Raw genomic sequence first — 14,173 nt, 5'->3', positions numbered from 1 at the left:
CCACCGACCCGTCCGAAGGCCCCGCACCCGAGGCCGCGAGCACTCGTTCGGTGATCCCGTCGACAGCCTCGACATCCCAATCGGCGGCCTGCAGCGCCGCCACCAGTTCGCGAGCCACCTTCTCGGCGGCGTCCACCCGCTCGCGCGACTCGTCGCCGGATTCGTCGAGCCCGAGCGCCTCTCGCAGGCCGGGTGCGTGATCCTCACCGCTCCAGAGCTGGCGGGCACGCAGCATGGCCAGGACCAGGTCCACCTCGGCCTCGCCGCTCGGGGCCTGGCCGAGGATGTGCAGGCCGTCGCGGATCTGCACATCCTTGATCTCGCACAGCCAGCCGTCGACGTGCAGGAGCATATCGTCGAACGATTCCTCGTCCGGGCGTTCGGCCAGGCCCAGGTCGTGGTCCATCTTCGCCGCGCGCATGAGCGTCCAGATCTGCTGGCGGATCGCGGGCAGCTTGGCCGGGTCGAGCGCGGCGATGTTGGCGTGCTCGTCCAGCAGTTGCTCCAGGCGGGCGATGTCGCCGTAGGTCTCCGCGCGCGCCATCGGCGGGATCAGGTGGTCGACCAGGGTGGCGTGGGCGCGGCGCTTGGCCTGGGTGCCCTCGCCCGGATCGTTCACCAGGAATGGGTAGATCAGCGGCAGGTCGCCCAGCGCGGCATCGGTGCCACAGGACGCGGACATGCCCAGAGTCTTCCCCGGCAGCCACTCCAGGTTGCCGTGCTTGCCCAAATGCACCATGGCATCGGCGGCGAAGCCGTCCGGCGCGGCCAGCCAGCGGTAGGCGGCCAGATAGTGGTGACTCGGCGGCAGATCCGGATCGTGGTAGATGGCGACCGGGTTCTCGCCGAATCCGCGCGGCGGCTGAACGATCAGCACGATATTGCCGAATCGCAGTGCGGCGATGACGATTTCGCCCTTGGGGTCGGTCGAGCGGTCCACGTACATCTCGCCCGGGGGCGGACCCCACGCCTCGATGACGGCGTCCCGCAGATCGTCGGGCAACGTGGCGAACCAGGCGCCGTAAGCGTCGGCGCCGATGCGAATCGGGTTGCCCTCCAGCTGTTCCGCGGTCAGCCAGTCCGGATCCTGGCCGCCCGCCGCGATGAGGGCATGAATGAGCGCGTCGCCGTCGCCCTGCTCGAGGCCCGGGATCTCTCCCGGTGAGCCGAGATCGTAACCGGCCGAACGCATCCGGGACAGCAGCGTGATCGCGCTGGCCGGGGTGTCCAGGCCCACCGCGTTGCCGATGCGCGCGTGCTTGGTCGGGTAGGCCGACAGCACGATGGCGATATGCTTGTCGCGCACCGGAATATGTCGAAGCCGCGCATACCGCACCGCGATTCCGGCCACCCGTGCCGCGCGTTCGGGATCGGGAACATATGTGGACAGTCCGTCGGCGTCGAACTCCTTGAAGGAGAAGGGCACCGTGATGATCCGACCGTCGAATTCGGGCACGGCCACCTGCGTGGCAACGTCCAGCGGCGACAGGCCCTCGTCGCTGGTCGCCCACTGCTCGCGCCCGGAGGTCAGGCACAGACCCTGCAGGATCGGCACGTCCAGATCCGCCAGTGCGCCGATATCCCAGGCCTCGTCGTCGCCACCCGCCGACGCCGCGGCCGGTTTCGTACCGCCCGCCGCCAGTACGGTGACCACCAGCGCGTCCGCGGTGCGCAGCGTGTCGATGAGCGCGGGTTCGGCGGTGCGCAGCGAGGCACAGTAGAGCGGCAGCGGGCGCGCGCCCGCATCCTCGATCGCCGCGCACAACGCCTCGATATAACCGGTGTTCCCGGCCAGATGCTGCGCGCGGTAGTAAAGCACGGCGACCGTGGGCCCGTCGACAGCTCGCGGGGCGCGCTCGAGTTCACCCCAGTTCGGCAGGTGCACCGGCGCTTGAAAGCCGTGTCCGGTGAGCAGCACGGTGTCGGACAGGAAGTTGTGCAGCTGGAGCAGATTTCCCGCGCCGCCGGCCGCCAGGTAGTTGTGCGCGTCCGCGGCGACGCCGCCGGGCACGGTCGAACACTCCATCAACTCGGCGTCGGGCGCCATCTCACCGCCCAGGGCGACCACTGGAATCCCGCTCGCACGCACCGCGTCCAGGCCCTGCTCCCAGGCCCGGCGACCGCCCAGGATGCGCACCACCACCAGTTCCACGCCATCCAGCAGCGCGGGCAGATCGTCCAGCAGCAGGCGCGCCGGATTGCCCAGCCGGTAATCCGCCCCGCTGGCTCGCGCGGACAGCAGATCGGTATCGGAGGTGGACAGCAGCAGAATCACGGTTCGGCCTTTCCTCGGGTTTGCGCGCCCATCACGGAGTTACGCCCCGCCGGAAGGGTCTGACTGTCACAGTGGCGCGACCGTACCGGAATTGCACCGGCTTCCTCGTTGTCGGCGGGCATCGGGATGCTACCGCGCACCCACGACAGGTCCCGACTCCACCTCGCCGACGCTCGACGCAGAGCCCATACCAACCTGCTATTTCCCCTCCCGAAACAGACATCACCGGCGTACGCTCGTTATATGCCACACTCACCAGGATGGGCCAGGCGGAACCGCTTCGCTGCCTGGTCAGGAATTGTCAGCATGATGGTTGCCGTCGCTTTGCTGGCGATGGCCGTCGCGTCCGCCGCCGAGCAGCGCGGGACGCTGGCCATCATCGCGGCCGGGGCGTGCGCGGCGATCGCGGTCGTCGGTCTGCTGGTTTTCGAATCCACCGCCCACCAGGACCGGGTCCGTCACCACGAGAAACCGCATCTGTTGTCCGACAGCTACGTTCCCGCCCCGTTGTGGTCGCGCCGCCGCCGTATCCCTCGGCGGACCGCCTGGACAGGACGCTGATCGTATGCCGATACCACCGGCGATGCCCACCTGGGTTCGGCGCAATCACTTCGCGGCTTGGTCCGCCTACTTCTGCCTGCTGGTCGGCTTCGCCGCCCTGGCCATGACCCTGACCGCCGCCGCCAGCGGCAACACCGGCTGGGCGACGGCAGCCGGAATCCTGCTGATCCTCACCTTCCTCTACGGCTTGGTCGTCATCAGCACCACGGTCCACCGCGACCACGTCGACCGCCACTCCACCCCCAACCTCCTGGCCGACAAGTGGGACCAAACCCCCCGCTCCCTGCGCAGACGCAGCATGCTCACCGCGGTCCCAGCCCACCACCGGCAGGCCCGGTCCTGACAAGCGGCGAACGCGCCTGCGGGCGCGTTCGCCGCGCACCACAATCCCGCCGCGCACCACAATCCCGCCACGCACCACAATCCCGCCACGCACCACAATCCCGCCACGCACCACAATCCCGCCACGCACCACAATCCCGCCACGCCCGCCGGAATCCCTCCACGCGCGGTGGAGTCGTGCGCGTGCGCTGGATCTGAGCTACATCACACTCCTCTCTGTCATCAATGTGCCCCGCCCCGCCGGTCCGAGTCTCGAGTGCGACCGTCTCCCTCCCCAGGAAATGCGGAATTCCTGTCCACGATGCGACAGGCTTCCCGGTTAGGTGATCTGCATGCCGAAAACCGGCCGGGAGCGAAGCAGAGGCAGAATAGGTTTCGCTATGACTCGTGTCGAGGCTGATTCCTGCCCTGGTGTGCTGCGGCTGCACGAGGCGGCCGATGGGCCGCTGGCTCGCATCCGGCTGCCCGGGGGGCGGTTGCGGGCGGACCAGTTGCAGGTGCTGGCCGAGGCCGCCCGGGATCTGGGTGACGGGGCGATCGAGGTGACCTCGCGCGGGAACGTGCAACTGCGCCGGATTCGCGACGCCGCCGCGCTGGCCGAGCGGCTCGCGGGGGCGGATCTTCTGCCGAGTCCCACGCACGAGCGGGTGCGCAATATCCTCGCCTCGCCACTGTCCGGACTGGTCGGCGGCCTCACAGATGTGCGCGAGTTGGTGCCGCAGCTGGACGCGGCCCTGCGCGCGGCGCCCGCGCTGGCTGAGTTGCCCGGCCGGGTGCTGTTCACCCTCGACGACGGGCGTGGCGATATCAGCGGCCTGGGCGGGGATTTCGGCGGGCACGCCGTCGGCGAGGACTACGCGCTGCTGCTGGGCGGGCGAGACAGCGGAATCCGTGTGCCGAGTGCGCAACTCGTCGCGGTCCTGATCGCGGCCGCGCACGAATTCCAGAGCGTGCGCGGCGAACAGTGGCGACTGCACGAGATTCCCGACGGATCCGGCCGCATCGCCGCGGCGTTGAGCCTGGAACCCACCGCGGACCCACTGGAATTCACTGCGCCCCAGGATATTCCGATCGGCTGGTTCGACCAGCAAGACGGCCTGGTGAGCCTCGGAGCGGGTGTGCCGCTGGGCAGCCTGCCCGCCCGGACCGCGGAATTCCTCGCCGCCGTCGACCGCCCGATCGTGCTGACGCCGTGGCGCAGCCTCGTGCTGAGCGATATGGACGAGTGGACGGCCGAGCAGGTCGTTCGCGTACTCGCCCCGATGGGTCTGATCTTCGACGCGGCCTCCCCCTGGCTACTGGTATCGGCCTGCGCCGGAAGGCCCGGCTGTGCCAAGTCCCACACCGACGTCCGCGCGGACGCCGCCGCGGCAGTCACCGAAGGCCGCGTCCTACCCGCGACTACAGATCAAGCCGCACTGGACGATACCGCGCCCGTCGCCCCGGACTCGGTCGCCGTCGCGGGCCGCCAGCACTGGTCCGGCTGCGAGCGACGCTGCGGACGCCCCAAAGGCGCGGTCGCCGATATCGTCGCGGGCTCCGACGGCTATCGCGTCACCCCGCTTCGGAACGAGTAACCCCCGGCGCTACGTCGGCGCGGGGGGGTTACCCCCGGAAGCCACGGGGTTACTCCGAGAATGCGCCCACGGGATCCAGAGAACCGGCCTCCCGCTGCATTCTTCGGGCAAGATTGTCGGAAACCAGAGTTTCGAGGCCGGAGAATGCAGCGTGAGGCCGGACCAGGATCACTCGGGGGCTTCACTCGACTGCGGCGGTTCCGATGTCCCGCAGTGGATTTCGAGGGTACAGCACTTGACGCTGCCGCCCGCCTTCAGCAACTCCGACATGTCGACGCCGATCGGGCTATAGCCGCGCGACTCCAGCTGCCGGGCCAGGGCGACGGCACGGTCGCTGAGAAATACGTGGTAGCCGTCGCAGACACCGTTGAGGCCCAGGACATTCGCGTCCTCGGAGGTCGCGATGACCGCGCCGGGATAAAGCTCGGCCAACAGGGCCGCACTGGCAGGGGCGAAGGCAGACGGATAGTAAGCGATGGTGTCACCCAGCACCATCAGGGCCGTATCCAGGTGGTAGAAGCGCGGATCGACCAGCTCCAGCGAGATCACCGGGCGCTCGAAGTGCGACTCGACCTCGCGATGCGCCGCCGAAGCCGTACGAAATCCGGTGCCCGCCAGGATATGCCGGGGCGTCACCGCGAAATCGCCTTCTCCCTCGTTGATCTCGATCGCGGCCACCAGGCTGCGCATGCCCAGTCCGGCCATCCAGCGGTGATAGGACGGCCCCTCGGCGATGCGCTCCGCGTTGGCGAAGCGTGCCGACAGCGCCCGGTCACCGATCACCAGGCCTCCGTTGGCGGCGAATACCATGTCCGGCAGTCCGGGCTCCCCGGCGATCACCTCGACCCGATGACCGTGCCGTTCGTAGGTCGCGCGCAGCGTCTCCCACTGGGCGAGGGCCAGGACGCGATCCACCGGCGCGGTGGTGTCCATCCAGGGATTGATGGCGTAGCGGACCTCGAAATGATCGGGACGGCACATCAGATACCGGCGCGGGACTGAGCGGCGGGCACCGGACGGTTCGGGTGCGCGCAGGGTGGCTACCGACGTCAACGGGACTCCCAAGGGTCGAGTTACGAGGTTGAAATGACGATAAGCTGCGTATCGTTACGCTTGGAACAGCGATTTATTGTGCAGATCAGTATAAATACAGCGATTCATTGCACACTGGTGTAGTAAAACTCACACACGGAGGAACCGTGGACAATATCGATCGCGACATCCTCGCCCACCTGCTCGAGCACGCGCGCGCCTCGTTCCAGGAGATCGGGGCGGTCGTGGGCCTGTCCGCGCCCGCGGTGAAACGCCGCGTCGACCGCATGGTGACCGGCGGTCAGATCACCGGCTTCACCGCGCAGGTCAACCCGACCGCGCTCGGCTGGCGGACCGAGGCGTACGTCGAGGTCTACTACCGCGACAACATCTCCCCGGCCGAACTGCGCCGTACGCTCGAGCCGATCCCCCAGGTCGTCGGCGTCTGGACCATCGCAGGGGAGGCCGACGCCCTGGTCCACGTCATGGCGACCGATATGGCCGAGATCGAGTCCACCGTGGAACGCATCCGCGAGAACACCCGCGTAGGCCGTACGCGCAGCAGCATCGTCATGTCCCGGTTACTCGAGCGCCCCCGCACCTGACACACCACGGGGGTCTCCGACCGCGTAGCCCGGTGGGTACATCGCACATCAGGGGCGCCGCGCAACGACATACCGTTGACCGCCACCCGCAGCGCACACCCCGGGCCCCGCACGCAGCGCACCTTCCCGCCACACGCAGCGCACACCCCGGCCCCACACGCAGCGCACCTTTCCGCCACACGCAGCGCACACACCCCGGGGGCCGCCACGCGCAGCGTTCACATGAGCCGCACAGTGCCGTGTAGGCGTGCCGAATGCGTGTACACCCCGCGCTCGGCCCGGGGCGTGGACATCCCCAACGACGCACCACTTAGGGTGTTCAGCATGTCCGATGTGCGTACCGACTATCTGACCGACGGGGCCGAGATCTATCGGCGCTCGTTCGCGACCATCCGGAACGAGGCCGATCTGGCACGGTTCCCGGCCGATGTCGCGCAGGTGGTGGTGCGGATGATCCACGCGTGCGGGCAGGTCGATCTGGCCGCGGATATCGACTACACCGACGGGGTCGTCGCGCGGGCGCGGGACGCGCTGCGGGCCGGTGCACCGATTCTGTGCGACGCCACCATGGTGGCGTCAGGGGTGACGCGCAAGCGCCTGCCCGCGGACAACGAGGTGCTGTGCATGCTGGCCGACCCCCGTGTACCGGATCTGGCGCTCACCATGAACAATACGAGATCTGTTGCGGCACTGGAACTTCTGCGAGACCGCCTGGACGGTGCGGTAGTCGCGATCGGCAACGCCCCGACCGCGCTGTTCCACCTGCTGGACATGTTCGACGACGACGCACCCCGCCCGGCCGCGGTGCTGGGCATTCCGGTGGGCTTCGTCGGCGCGGCGGAATCCAAGCAGGCACTGACCGAATTCGGCCACGGCATCGAATATCTCACCGTCCGCGGGCGCCGCGGCGGCAGCGCCATCACCGCCGCGGCACTGAATGCGATTGCGAGCGAACAGGAATGAGCCATCCCGCCGCCGTACCCTCTTCCAGCGAACACCGCAGAAGCGAACGAACGACAAACGCAACCGAGCCCTCGCTCACCCCAGAGCACAGCGGCGGCACGAACCAGCGGACAGCAGACACCACCGTCCCTTCGCCCACCCCGGAACACAGCGACGGCACGAACCGGCGGCCGCTAGGCAGAGCCGAACCCTCGCCCACTCGGAAGCAGAGCGAAACCGCAAACCGGCAAACGGCAGACACCACCGACCCTTCGCCCACCCCGAAGCACGGCGAAGGCACGGACAAGCGAACGGCGGAAACGGCCGACCGATCGCCCACTGCGGAACACAGCGGCGGCACGAACGAGCGAGCGGGGGTAGCCGTACCGGACATGCCGAGCCCGGGCCACCAGCCGGAGTTCCCGCCTGGGCAAGCCGTCGGGGTGATGCCGGCCACCCTCGCGCATCCCGGTTCGGACCGCGCACCCAAAACCGTTCACCACTCGAGTGAGGCCGCGCGAGAGCCGATACCGGACGCACCGCGAGTCCTCCCCGGCAAGCTGTGGGGAATTGGGCTCGGACCTGGAGATCCTGAACTCGTCACCGTCAAGGCAGCGCGGATCATCGGTGAAGCCGACGTGATCGCCTTCCACAGCGCGCGGCACGGCCGCAGCATCTCGCGCGGGATCGCCGCCCGGTATATGCGCCCCGGGCAACTCGAGGAACATCTGGTCTATCCGGTGACGACAGAGACGACCGACCATCCCGGCGGCTACCAGGGCGCGATCGATGAGTTCTACGAGCGCGCGGCGGCCACCCTGGCCGCCCATCTCGCGGCCGGTCGCACGGTTGCGCTGCTCGCGGCCGGCGACCCGCTGTTCTACAGCTCGTACATGCACATGCACCGCCGGCTGGCGGGCCGGTTCGACGCCGAGATCATCCCCGGCATCACCTCGGTGAGCGCGGCGTCCGCGGCCCTGGGCACCCCGCTGGTGGAGGGCGACCAGGTGCTCACGGTGCTGCCCGGCACCCTGCCGGCCGAGGAGCTCACCCGCCACCTCGCCACCGCCGACGCCGCCGCCATCATGAAACTGGGACGTACCTATCCCGGTGTGCGGCAGGCACTCTCGGACGCCGGTCGCCTCGACGACGCATACTACGTCGAGCGCGCCAGCACCGGACGCCAAAAGGTCCTGCACGCCGCCGACGCCGCCGACGCCGACGTACCGTACTTCGCGATCACGATCGTCCCCGGCCCCCCGGTGACCACCGAGATCCCGCTCACCCCTGCAACTTCCGATACCAACCAGACACAAGCCGCAGCCACGCAACCCAACACCGCTGTCACAGTCACCCCACCGACAACAGCCGAACCCCGTACTCCAGCAACACAGCCCACCGTCGATGCCGCGTCAACGTCCCTTTCCGACACCGAGCAGGTACAAACCTCGCCCGCGCAGCCTCACGCCGCTGTCGCAGTCCGCCCGCCGACAGCAGTCGAATCTCACACCACAGTGCGACGCGGCACCACCGATGCCACCTCACTGTCCGCACGCCCGGAACAGTCTGCGCTACACACGGATTCCGCACCGACAGAAACCCCCGGCGACCAGCCCAGTGAGAGTTCCGCGCCATCCGGCAACCGGTACCGCACCACTATCGCAGTCCCCCCGCTGCCAGAAACCGAATCCCGCACCCCAGCAACACAGCCCAGCACCGTCGATGCCGCGTCGGCGCCCGTTTCCGACACCGAGCAGGTACTAACCTCGCCCGCGCAGCCCCGCAGCGCTGTCGCAGTCCGCCCGCTGACAGCAGCCCCCACCACAGCAACACAGCCCAGCACCGTCGATGCCGCGTCACTGTCCGCACGCCCGGAACAGTCTGCGCTACACACGGATTCCGCACCGACAGAAACCCCGGGCGACCAGCCCGGTGGAAATTCCGTACCATCCGGGGATCGGTACCGCACCACGAACACCCAACGACTCGACTCCGCAGCGGAGCTGTCCGGACCGCAGGGAGTTTCTCCCTCATGCGGCGAGGTGATCGTGGTCGGCTTGGGCCCCGGCTCGGCCGAATGGACCACCCCCGAGGTCACCCGGGCCCTGGCCGAAGCAACCGATATCGTCGGCTACACCACGTACATCAACCGGATTCCGGTGCGCGCGGGACAGCGGCGGCATGCCAGCGACAATCGGGTGGAGTCCGAGCGTGCCGCCATGGCACTGGATCTGGCCAAGGGCGGTGCGACAGTAGTCGTGGTGTCCTCGGGTGATCCGGGCGTGTTCGCGATGGCCGCCGCGGTGATCGAGGAGTCCGCCGATCCACAGTGGCGCGAGGTCCCGGTGCGGGTGCTGCCGGGAATGACCGCGGCCGCGGCCGTCGCGAGCCGGGTGGGCGCCCCGCTGGGGCACGACTTCGCGATGATCTCGCTGTCGGATCGCCTGAAACCATGGCAGACCGTGGTACAGCGCATTTCGGCGGTCGCCGCGGCCGATATGGCCATCGCGGTCTACAACCCGGCCTCTTCGCAGCGCACCTGGCAGGTCGCCGCGCTGCGCGATCTGGTGCTGGAGCATCGCAAGCCGGACACTCCGGTCGTGCTGGGCCGCGACGTCGGCGGGCCCACCGAATCGGTCCGGGTGATCACCCTCGCCGACCTCGACCCCACGGAGGTGGACATGCGCACATTGCTCATCATCGGGGCCTCCACCACGACAACCTTCGACACTCCCTCGGGCGCCCGCGTCTACACCGCACGCCGCTACGCCGCGCCGTGACCCGGGTGCGGATCCGAGCGTTAATATTCCACTATGGAACATTGATGGAAGGGTGCGCGCATGGCAGAGGATGAATCGAAGCGAGAATTGAATTCGACGGCGGCCTCGCTCCTGGGCTTTCTCCACGAGGGGCCGATGGCGGGGTGGGATCTGGTCACCGTGGCACAGGAGCGGATCGGCGACTTCTGGACGATCACGCAGAGCCAGGTGTATCGAGAACTCGCCACGATGGACCGAAAAGGGTTGGTACGCAAGGGAGAAACTGGGATACGAGAACGCACTCCGTATCACATCACCGAGGCGGGGCGAGAGGCGTTCGCGCAGTGGATCGCCCGCGATCCGGGCGCGGAGACCATCCGTGTTCCGCTGCTGCTGACCCTGGCGTTCGGCGAATTCGTCGAACCGGCACGCCTGAATCGGATCATCGCGGCCAACCGCACGATCCACGAGCAGCGGCTCGAGCACTACCTCACCGACGTCGACGAGCCGAAATCCCGTTGCGAACGCGCCACTCTCGACTTCGGGATCTCCTATGAGCGCACCGTCCTGGAGTGGTTCGATCGTCTCCCAGGCCTGCTTGCTCCGGAATCGCGCTGAGCCGCACGCCACCCGTATTTCCGCGCGCCGAATCCCGTCCGAGAACACGTGGCGTGGGCGACGCGTCGTCCCGCGATTGTTCGCCTCGGTTCGTGATATCGGCGCGGGACAGCGCACGCCGCGACAATCACGAGTTCGCCGAGGAAGCAAACGGGAACGCGTGTGTCAGAGTGCGGAATCGGCCAAGACGCGCAACCAATTCAACGCTGCCGCCGCGGACTCCACGATTATGGCACCCGCCGGTAGGGGCGGGCGGTCGATCATCACCACCGGGATGCGACATGCACGGGCGGCGGCCAGTTTCGCCGACGTCAACTCTCCCCCGCTGTCCTTGGTGACCAGTGCGTCGATGCGCCGCTCGGTGAGCAGTCGCACCTCGTCATCGACGGCGAACGGCCCACGGGCCAGGAGTAATTCGTGATCGGGCGGGAGCGCGGTGGTAGGCGGATCGATCGAGCGGATCAGGAACCACTGCGTCGTCAGGGCCGCGAACGCACCGACCTCTTGGCGGCCGATAGTCAAGAATATCCGATTACCCAGTCCTACAACAGTATCCGCGGCGGCAGCGGTATCGGGCACGCGCAACCATCGATCGTCCGAGTCCTCTCGCCAGCCAGGCCGGCGTACGTGCAGGATCGGTAGTCCGAGCACCGAAGCGGCTGCGGACGCATGCGCGGACATGGTGCCCGCGAACGGATGAGTCGCATCGACCACGGCATCGATATCATTGCCCCCCAACCACTCCCGCAAGCCATCGACCCCACCGAAGCCTCCCACCCGCACCGCACCGGCGGGCAGGACCGGCTCGCGGACGCGCCCGGCGAGCGAGGATACGATCTCCAATCCATGCTCGGCGGTTGCCCTTTCGGCGAGATCCCGAGCCTCCCTGGTGCCGCCGAGAATCAGGACTCTCACGACCGGCGAGTGCACAAGGGAGCGGCAGAATCCGTCATACTCCGAGTTGAGCGCATGTCACCTTTCCCTCGCGAGATCGTCGGGGTCGCCCTTGACCACCGTCCACTGGGTGACCGGCAGGTGCGGGCGCCACGTGGTGAATCCACCGAGCGGTTCGGCCCGGTAGATCTGGAACCGGCGCAGTGCACCGCCGTATTCACCCGCCCACGCGAGCAAGCACGCCTCCGACTCCGCGGTGACCGCGTTGGCGACCAACCGCCCTCCGGATGCCAATCGGGCCCAGCATTTTTCGAACAGATCCGGCTGGGTCAGCCCGCCCCCGAGGAATATCGCGGCCGGCCGGTCGACCTCGCGGCCGGACAACTCGGTGAGGACCTCGCCCAGCACGGTGATTCCGGGGACACCCAGGGCCGCGGCGTTGTCGGTGATCTGCCGCCGCCTCGGCTCGGATCGCTCGAAAGTGATTGCACGGCAAGCCGGGTGGGTGCGACACCATTCGATGGCGATCGTGCCCGACCCGCCACCGACGTCCCACAGCAGTTCGCCGGGCGCGGGGGCCAGCGCGGCGATCGATAGCGCGCGCACCTCGGCCTTGGTGAGTTGGCCGTCGCCGGCGTACACGCCGTCCGGCAGTCCGGGCAGCCGGGTCAGCCGCGTGGCACCGGGGTCGGCCACGCACTCCACGGCGACGATATTCAGCGGATCGCCCGGCGGCCGTGTCCAGGTATGCGCGGTCCCGGACTCCATTCGCTCGGCCGGACCGCCCAACTGCTCCGCTACCGTCAGCACCGAGCGCCCGAACCCGTTGCGCGACAACAGATCGGCAAGTTCACCGGGTGTGCGCTGATCCGCACTCAACAGCAGAATCCGGCGCCGGTCGGCCAACTCCGGCAGAATCGTCTCGACTGGCCGTCCCACGGCGCTGACCACCGGAGTCTCCGCCAACCCCCACCCGAGCCGAGCACAAGCCAGCGCCGCCGAGGACGGCTGCGGAAAAACGCGAAGCGCCCGGGGACCAACGAGTTTCGCCAGCGTAACGCCGATCCCATAGAACATCGGATCCCCGCTGGCCAGCACGCAAACCTTCGAATCATGATGCGCGGCAAGCAATCCAGCAAGCGCGGGAATCAGCGGCGACGGCCACCGAACCCGCTCGGCCCTATCATCGGGTATCAAGGCCAACTGCCGCGCCGACCCGAACACCACCTCGGCCTGCCCGACCACCTCACGCGCCGCTTCGCCGAGCCCAGCCCACCCATCGGCTCCGATCCCGACCACGACAATCGGCTCACCGGTCCACTCCAACGTCACCACCTACCTCCCCGCACCAACCCGAACACCACCTGAGATGTCGACCACCTCCCACACAGCCACCCCGAGACCGTCCCTCCATCGAGCCCGACCACAATCAGCTCACCGCACCACTCCGAACTCGGCTCACCGGACCGCTCCAGCATCACACCCACCTCCCCGCACCACCCGAACACCACCCGAGATGTCGACCACCTCCCACATGGCAGATGGGAAAGACGGAGTTGATGCTGCGCTCATCGGGGCAGCTTCCGCCAGATCGCGCGCGGGACGAAGCGGGAGGCGAAGTAGATCGGCCGCATCATCGGCGGAGCCCAGGCCAGGGGGCGGCGGGCACGCAGGGCGGCGACAACGGTATCGGCGACCCTGCCGGGGGTCACCGAGAACGGCGCGGGGTCCATTCCCTCGGTCATCCGGCCGATCACGAAGCCCGCACGCACCAGCAGGAGATGAACTCCGGTGCCGTGCAACGCATCCGCCAGTCCGGTGGCGAATCCATCCAGCCCGGCCTTGCCCGAACCGTAGACATAGTTGGCCCGGCGCACCCGGAAGCCCGCCACCGAACCGAAGACCACCAACTGCCCATCCCCCTGGGCGCGCAGCATATTCGCCAAGATGGTCAGCAATGACACCTGCGCCAGGAAATCGGTCCGCAACACCGCGAGCGCCGCCTCCGGCTCCCGTTCGGCCCGCCCCTGATCACCGAGCACCCCGAACGCCAGCACCGCAACGCCGATCCGCCCATGCTCGGCGGTGATCTTCTCCAGCATCGACTCGTGAGAAGCCATATCGTCGGCGTCGAACTCCACACAGTGCACCCCCGTCGCACCGGCCCGCACGACCTCTGCGCGCTCGCGCTCCAGATCGCCGCTGCGCCGTGCAGCCAACACCACCACCCGACCGTCAGCCAACCGCCGCACGATCTCGAGCCCTATCTCACTACGCCCCCCGAACAGCACGATCGCACCCGCATCGACACCCTCCGCCCGAACACCCATGGCGCACAGTCTGCCACCGCACCCAGCAGCCACCAGCCAGGCCCGCACCTCCACCCACAACCCACCCGATAGCGACCCACAGCCCTGCCTCCGCCCGTAACCACACCGCCAGCCCCTCCCGACCCACACCTACACCCGCACTCATCGCCCAGCACAGCCCCGATCGTGGCCGACAGATCCCCTACCACCCGTAACCACACCGCCAGCCCCTACCGGACCCACACCTACACCCGCACTC

Annotated in this window: 12 protein-coding genes and 1 riboswitch; of the genes, 7 read left to right on the top strand and 5 right to left on the bottom strand. The window is 68.2% G+C overall.

Features of this window, described 5'->3' with window-relative positions; all coding sequences use genetic code 11:
- Positions 1 to 2,275: cobaltochelatase subunit CobN (locus tag JZ791_RS40585; protein ID WP_216902694.1), on the bottom strand; the 2,275-nt coding region annotated here is incomplete at its 3' end.
- A 46-nt stretch (positions 2,276 to 2,321) separates the two neighbouring features.
- Positions 2,322 to 2,393: riboswitch (adenosylcobalamin-variant (AdoCbl-variant) riboswitch) on the bottom strand.
- A 188-nt stretch (positions 2,394 to 2,581) separates the two neighbouring features.
- Between JZ791_RS40585 and JZ791_RS40580 the strand changes: the two genes are divergently transcribed.
- The 3 genes from JZ791_RS40580 (at position 2,582) to cobG (ending at position 4,755) form a co-directional block, all read left to right on the top strand.
- Positions 2,582 to 2,836, top strand: coding sequence for a hypothetical protein (locus tag JZ791_RS40580; RefSeq protein WP_216902692.1), 255 nt, complete (start codon positions 2,582 to 2,584; stop codon positions 2,834 to 2,836).
- Between the two features lie 4 nt (positions 2,837 to 2,840).
- Positions 2,841 to 3,179, top strand: a complete 339-nt coding sequence (locus tag JZ791_RS40575) for a hypothetical protein (RefSeq protein WP_216902690.1) — start codon at positions 2,841 to 2,843, stop codon at positions 3,177 to 3,179.
- A 379-nt stretch (positions 3,180 to 3,558) separates the two neighbouring features.
- Positions 3,559 to 4,755, top strand: a complete 1,197-nt coding sequence (cobG, locus tag JZ791_RS40570; RefSeq protein ID WP_216902689.1) for a precorrin-3B synthase — start codon at positions 3,559 to 3,561, stop codon at positions 4,753 to 4,755.
- 168 nt (positions 4,756 to 4,923) lie between these two features.
- Here the strand turns inward: cobG and ddaH are convergent, their stop codons facing one another.
- The gene (gene ddaH, locus JZ791_RS40565) at positions 4,924 to 5,808 is read right to left on the bottom strand and encodes a dimethylargininase (RefSeq protein WP_254207211.1); all 885 of its coding nucleotides are present in this window, start codon (positions 5,806 to 5,808) and stop codon (positions 4,924 to 4,926) included.
- A 146-nt stretch (positions 5,809 to 5,954) separates the two neighbouring features.
- Here ddaH and JZ791_RS40560 point away from each other — a divergent pair, with 146 nt between their 5' ends.
- The 4 genes from JZ791_RS40560 to JZ791_RS40540 all read left to right on the top strand — a co-directional run bounded on the left by JZ791_RS40560 (position 5,955) and on the right by JZ791_RS40540 (position 10,711).
- Positions 5,955 to 6,392 carry an Lrp/AsnC family transcriptional regulator gene (locus tag JZ791_RS40560; protein ID WP_216902686.1) on the top strand — a complete coding sequence of 146 codons (438 nt, stop codon included), beginning with the start codon at positions 5,955 to 5,957 and terminating at the stop codon, positions 6,390 to 6,392.
- A 324-nt stretch (positions 6,393 to 6,716) separates the two neighbouring features.
- A complete protein-coding gene (locus JZ791_RS40555; protein WP_216902684.1) occupies positions 6,717 to 7,355 on the top strand; it encodes a precorrin-8X methylmutase in 639 nt (212 codons plus the stop codon).
- A gap of 371 nt (positions 7,356 to 7,726) precedes the next feature.
- Positions 7,727 to 10,114, top strand: coding sequence for a precorrin-3B C(17)-methyltransferase (cobJ, locus tag JZ791_RS45725; RefSeq protein ID WP_254207209.1), 2,388 nt, complete (start codon positions 7,727 to 7,729; stop codon positions 10,112 to 10,114).
- A gap of 60 nt (positions 10,115 to 10,174) precedes the next feature.
- Positions 10,175 to 10,711: a PadR family transcriptional regulator gene (locus tag JZ791_RS40540; RefSeq protein WP_216902682.1), complete on the top strand. Its 537-nt coding sequence runs from the start codon at positions 10,175 to 10,177 to the stop codon at positions 10,709 to 10,711.
- A gap of 165 nt (positions 10,712 to 10,876) precedes the next feature.
- Here the strand turns inward: JZ791_RS40540 and JZ791_RS40535 are convergent, their stop codons facing one another.
- From JZ791_RS40535 to dprE2, 3 genes are all read right to left on the bottom strand, one after another.
- Entirely contained in the window at positions 10,877 to 11,626 is a 750-nt protein-coding gene (locus JZ791_RS40535; protein WP_308163422.1) for a cobalt-precorrin-6A reductase, read from the bottom strand.
- Between the two features lie 57 nt (positions 11,627 to 11,683).
- Positions 11,684 to 12,931 (bottom strand): precorrin-6y C5,15-methyltransferase (decarboxylating) subunit CbiE, encoded by a 1,248-nt coding sequence (gene cbiE, locus JZ791_RS40530; RefSeq protein ID WP_216902697.1) that lies wholly within the window; start codon positions 12,929 to 12,931, stop codon positions 11,684 to 11,686.
- Positions 12,932 to 13,173: 242 nt separating this feature from the next.
- Positions 13,174 to 13,935, bottom strand: coding sequence for a decaprenylphospho-beta-D-erythro-pentofuranosid-2-ulose 2-reductase (dprE2, locus tag JZ791_RS40525; protein ID WP_216902678.1), 762 nt, complete (start codon positions 13,933 to 13,935; stop codon positions 13,174 to 13,176).
- Positions 13,936 to 14,173: the final 238 nt, after the last annotated feature.

It is taken from the genome of Nocardia alni, from assembly GCF_019038435.1.
Classification (GTDB): Bacteria; Actinomycetota; Actinomycetes; order Mycobacteriales; family Mycobacteriaceae; genus Nocardia; species Nocardia alni.
This window is presented reverse-complemented; position numbering and strand designations above follow the sequence as displayed.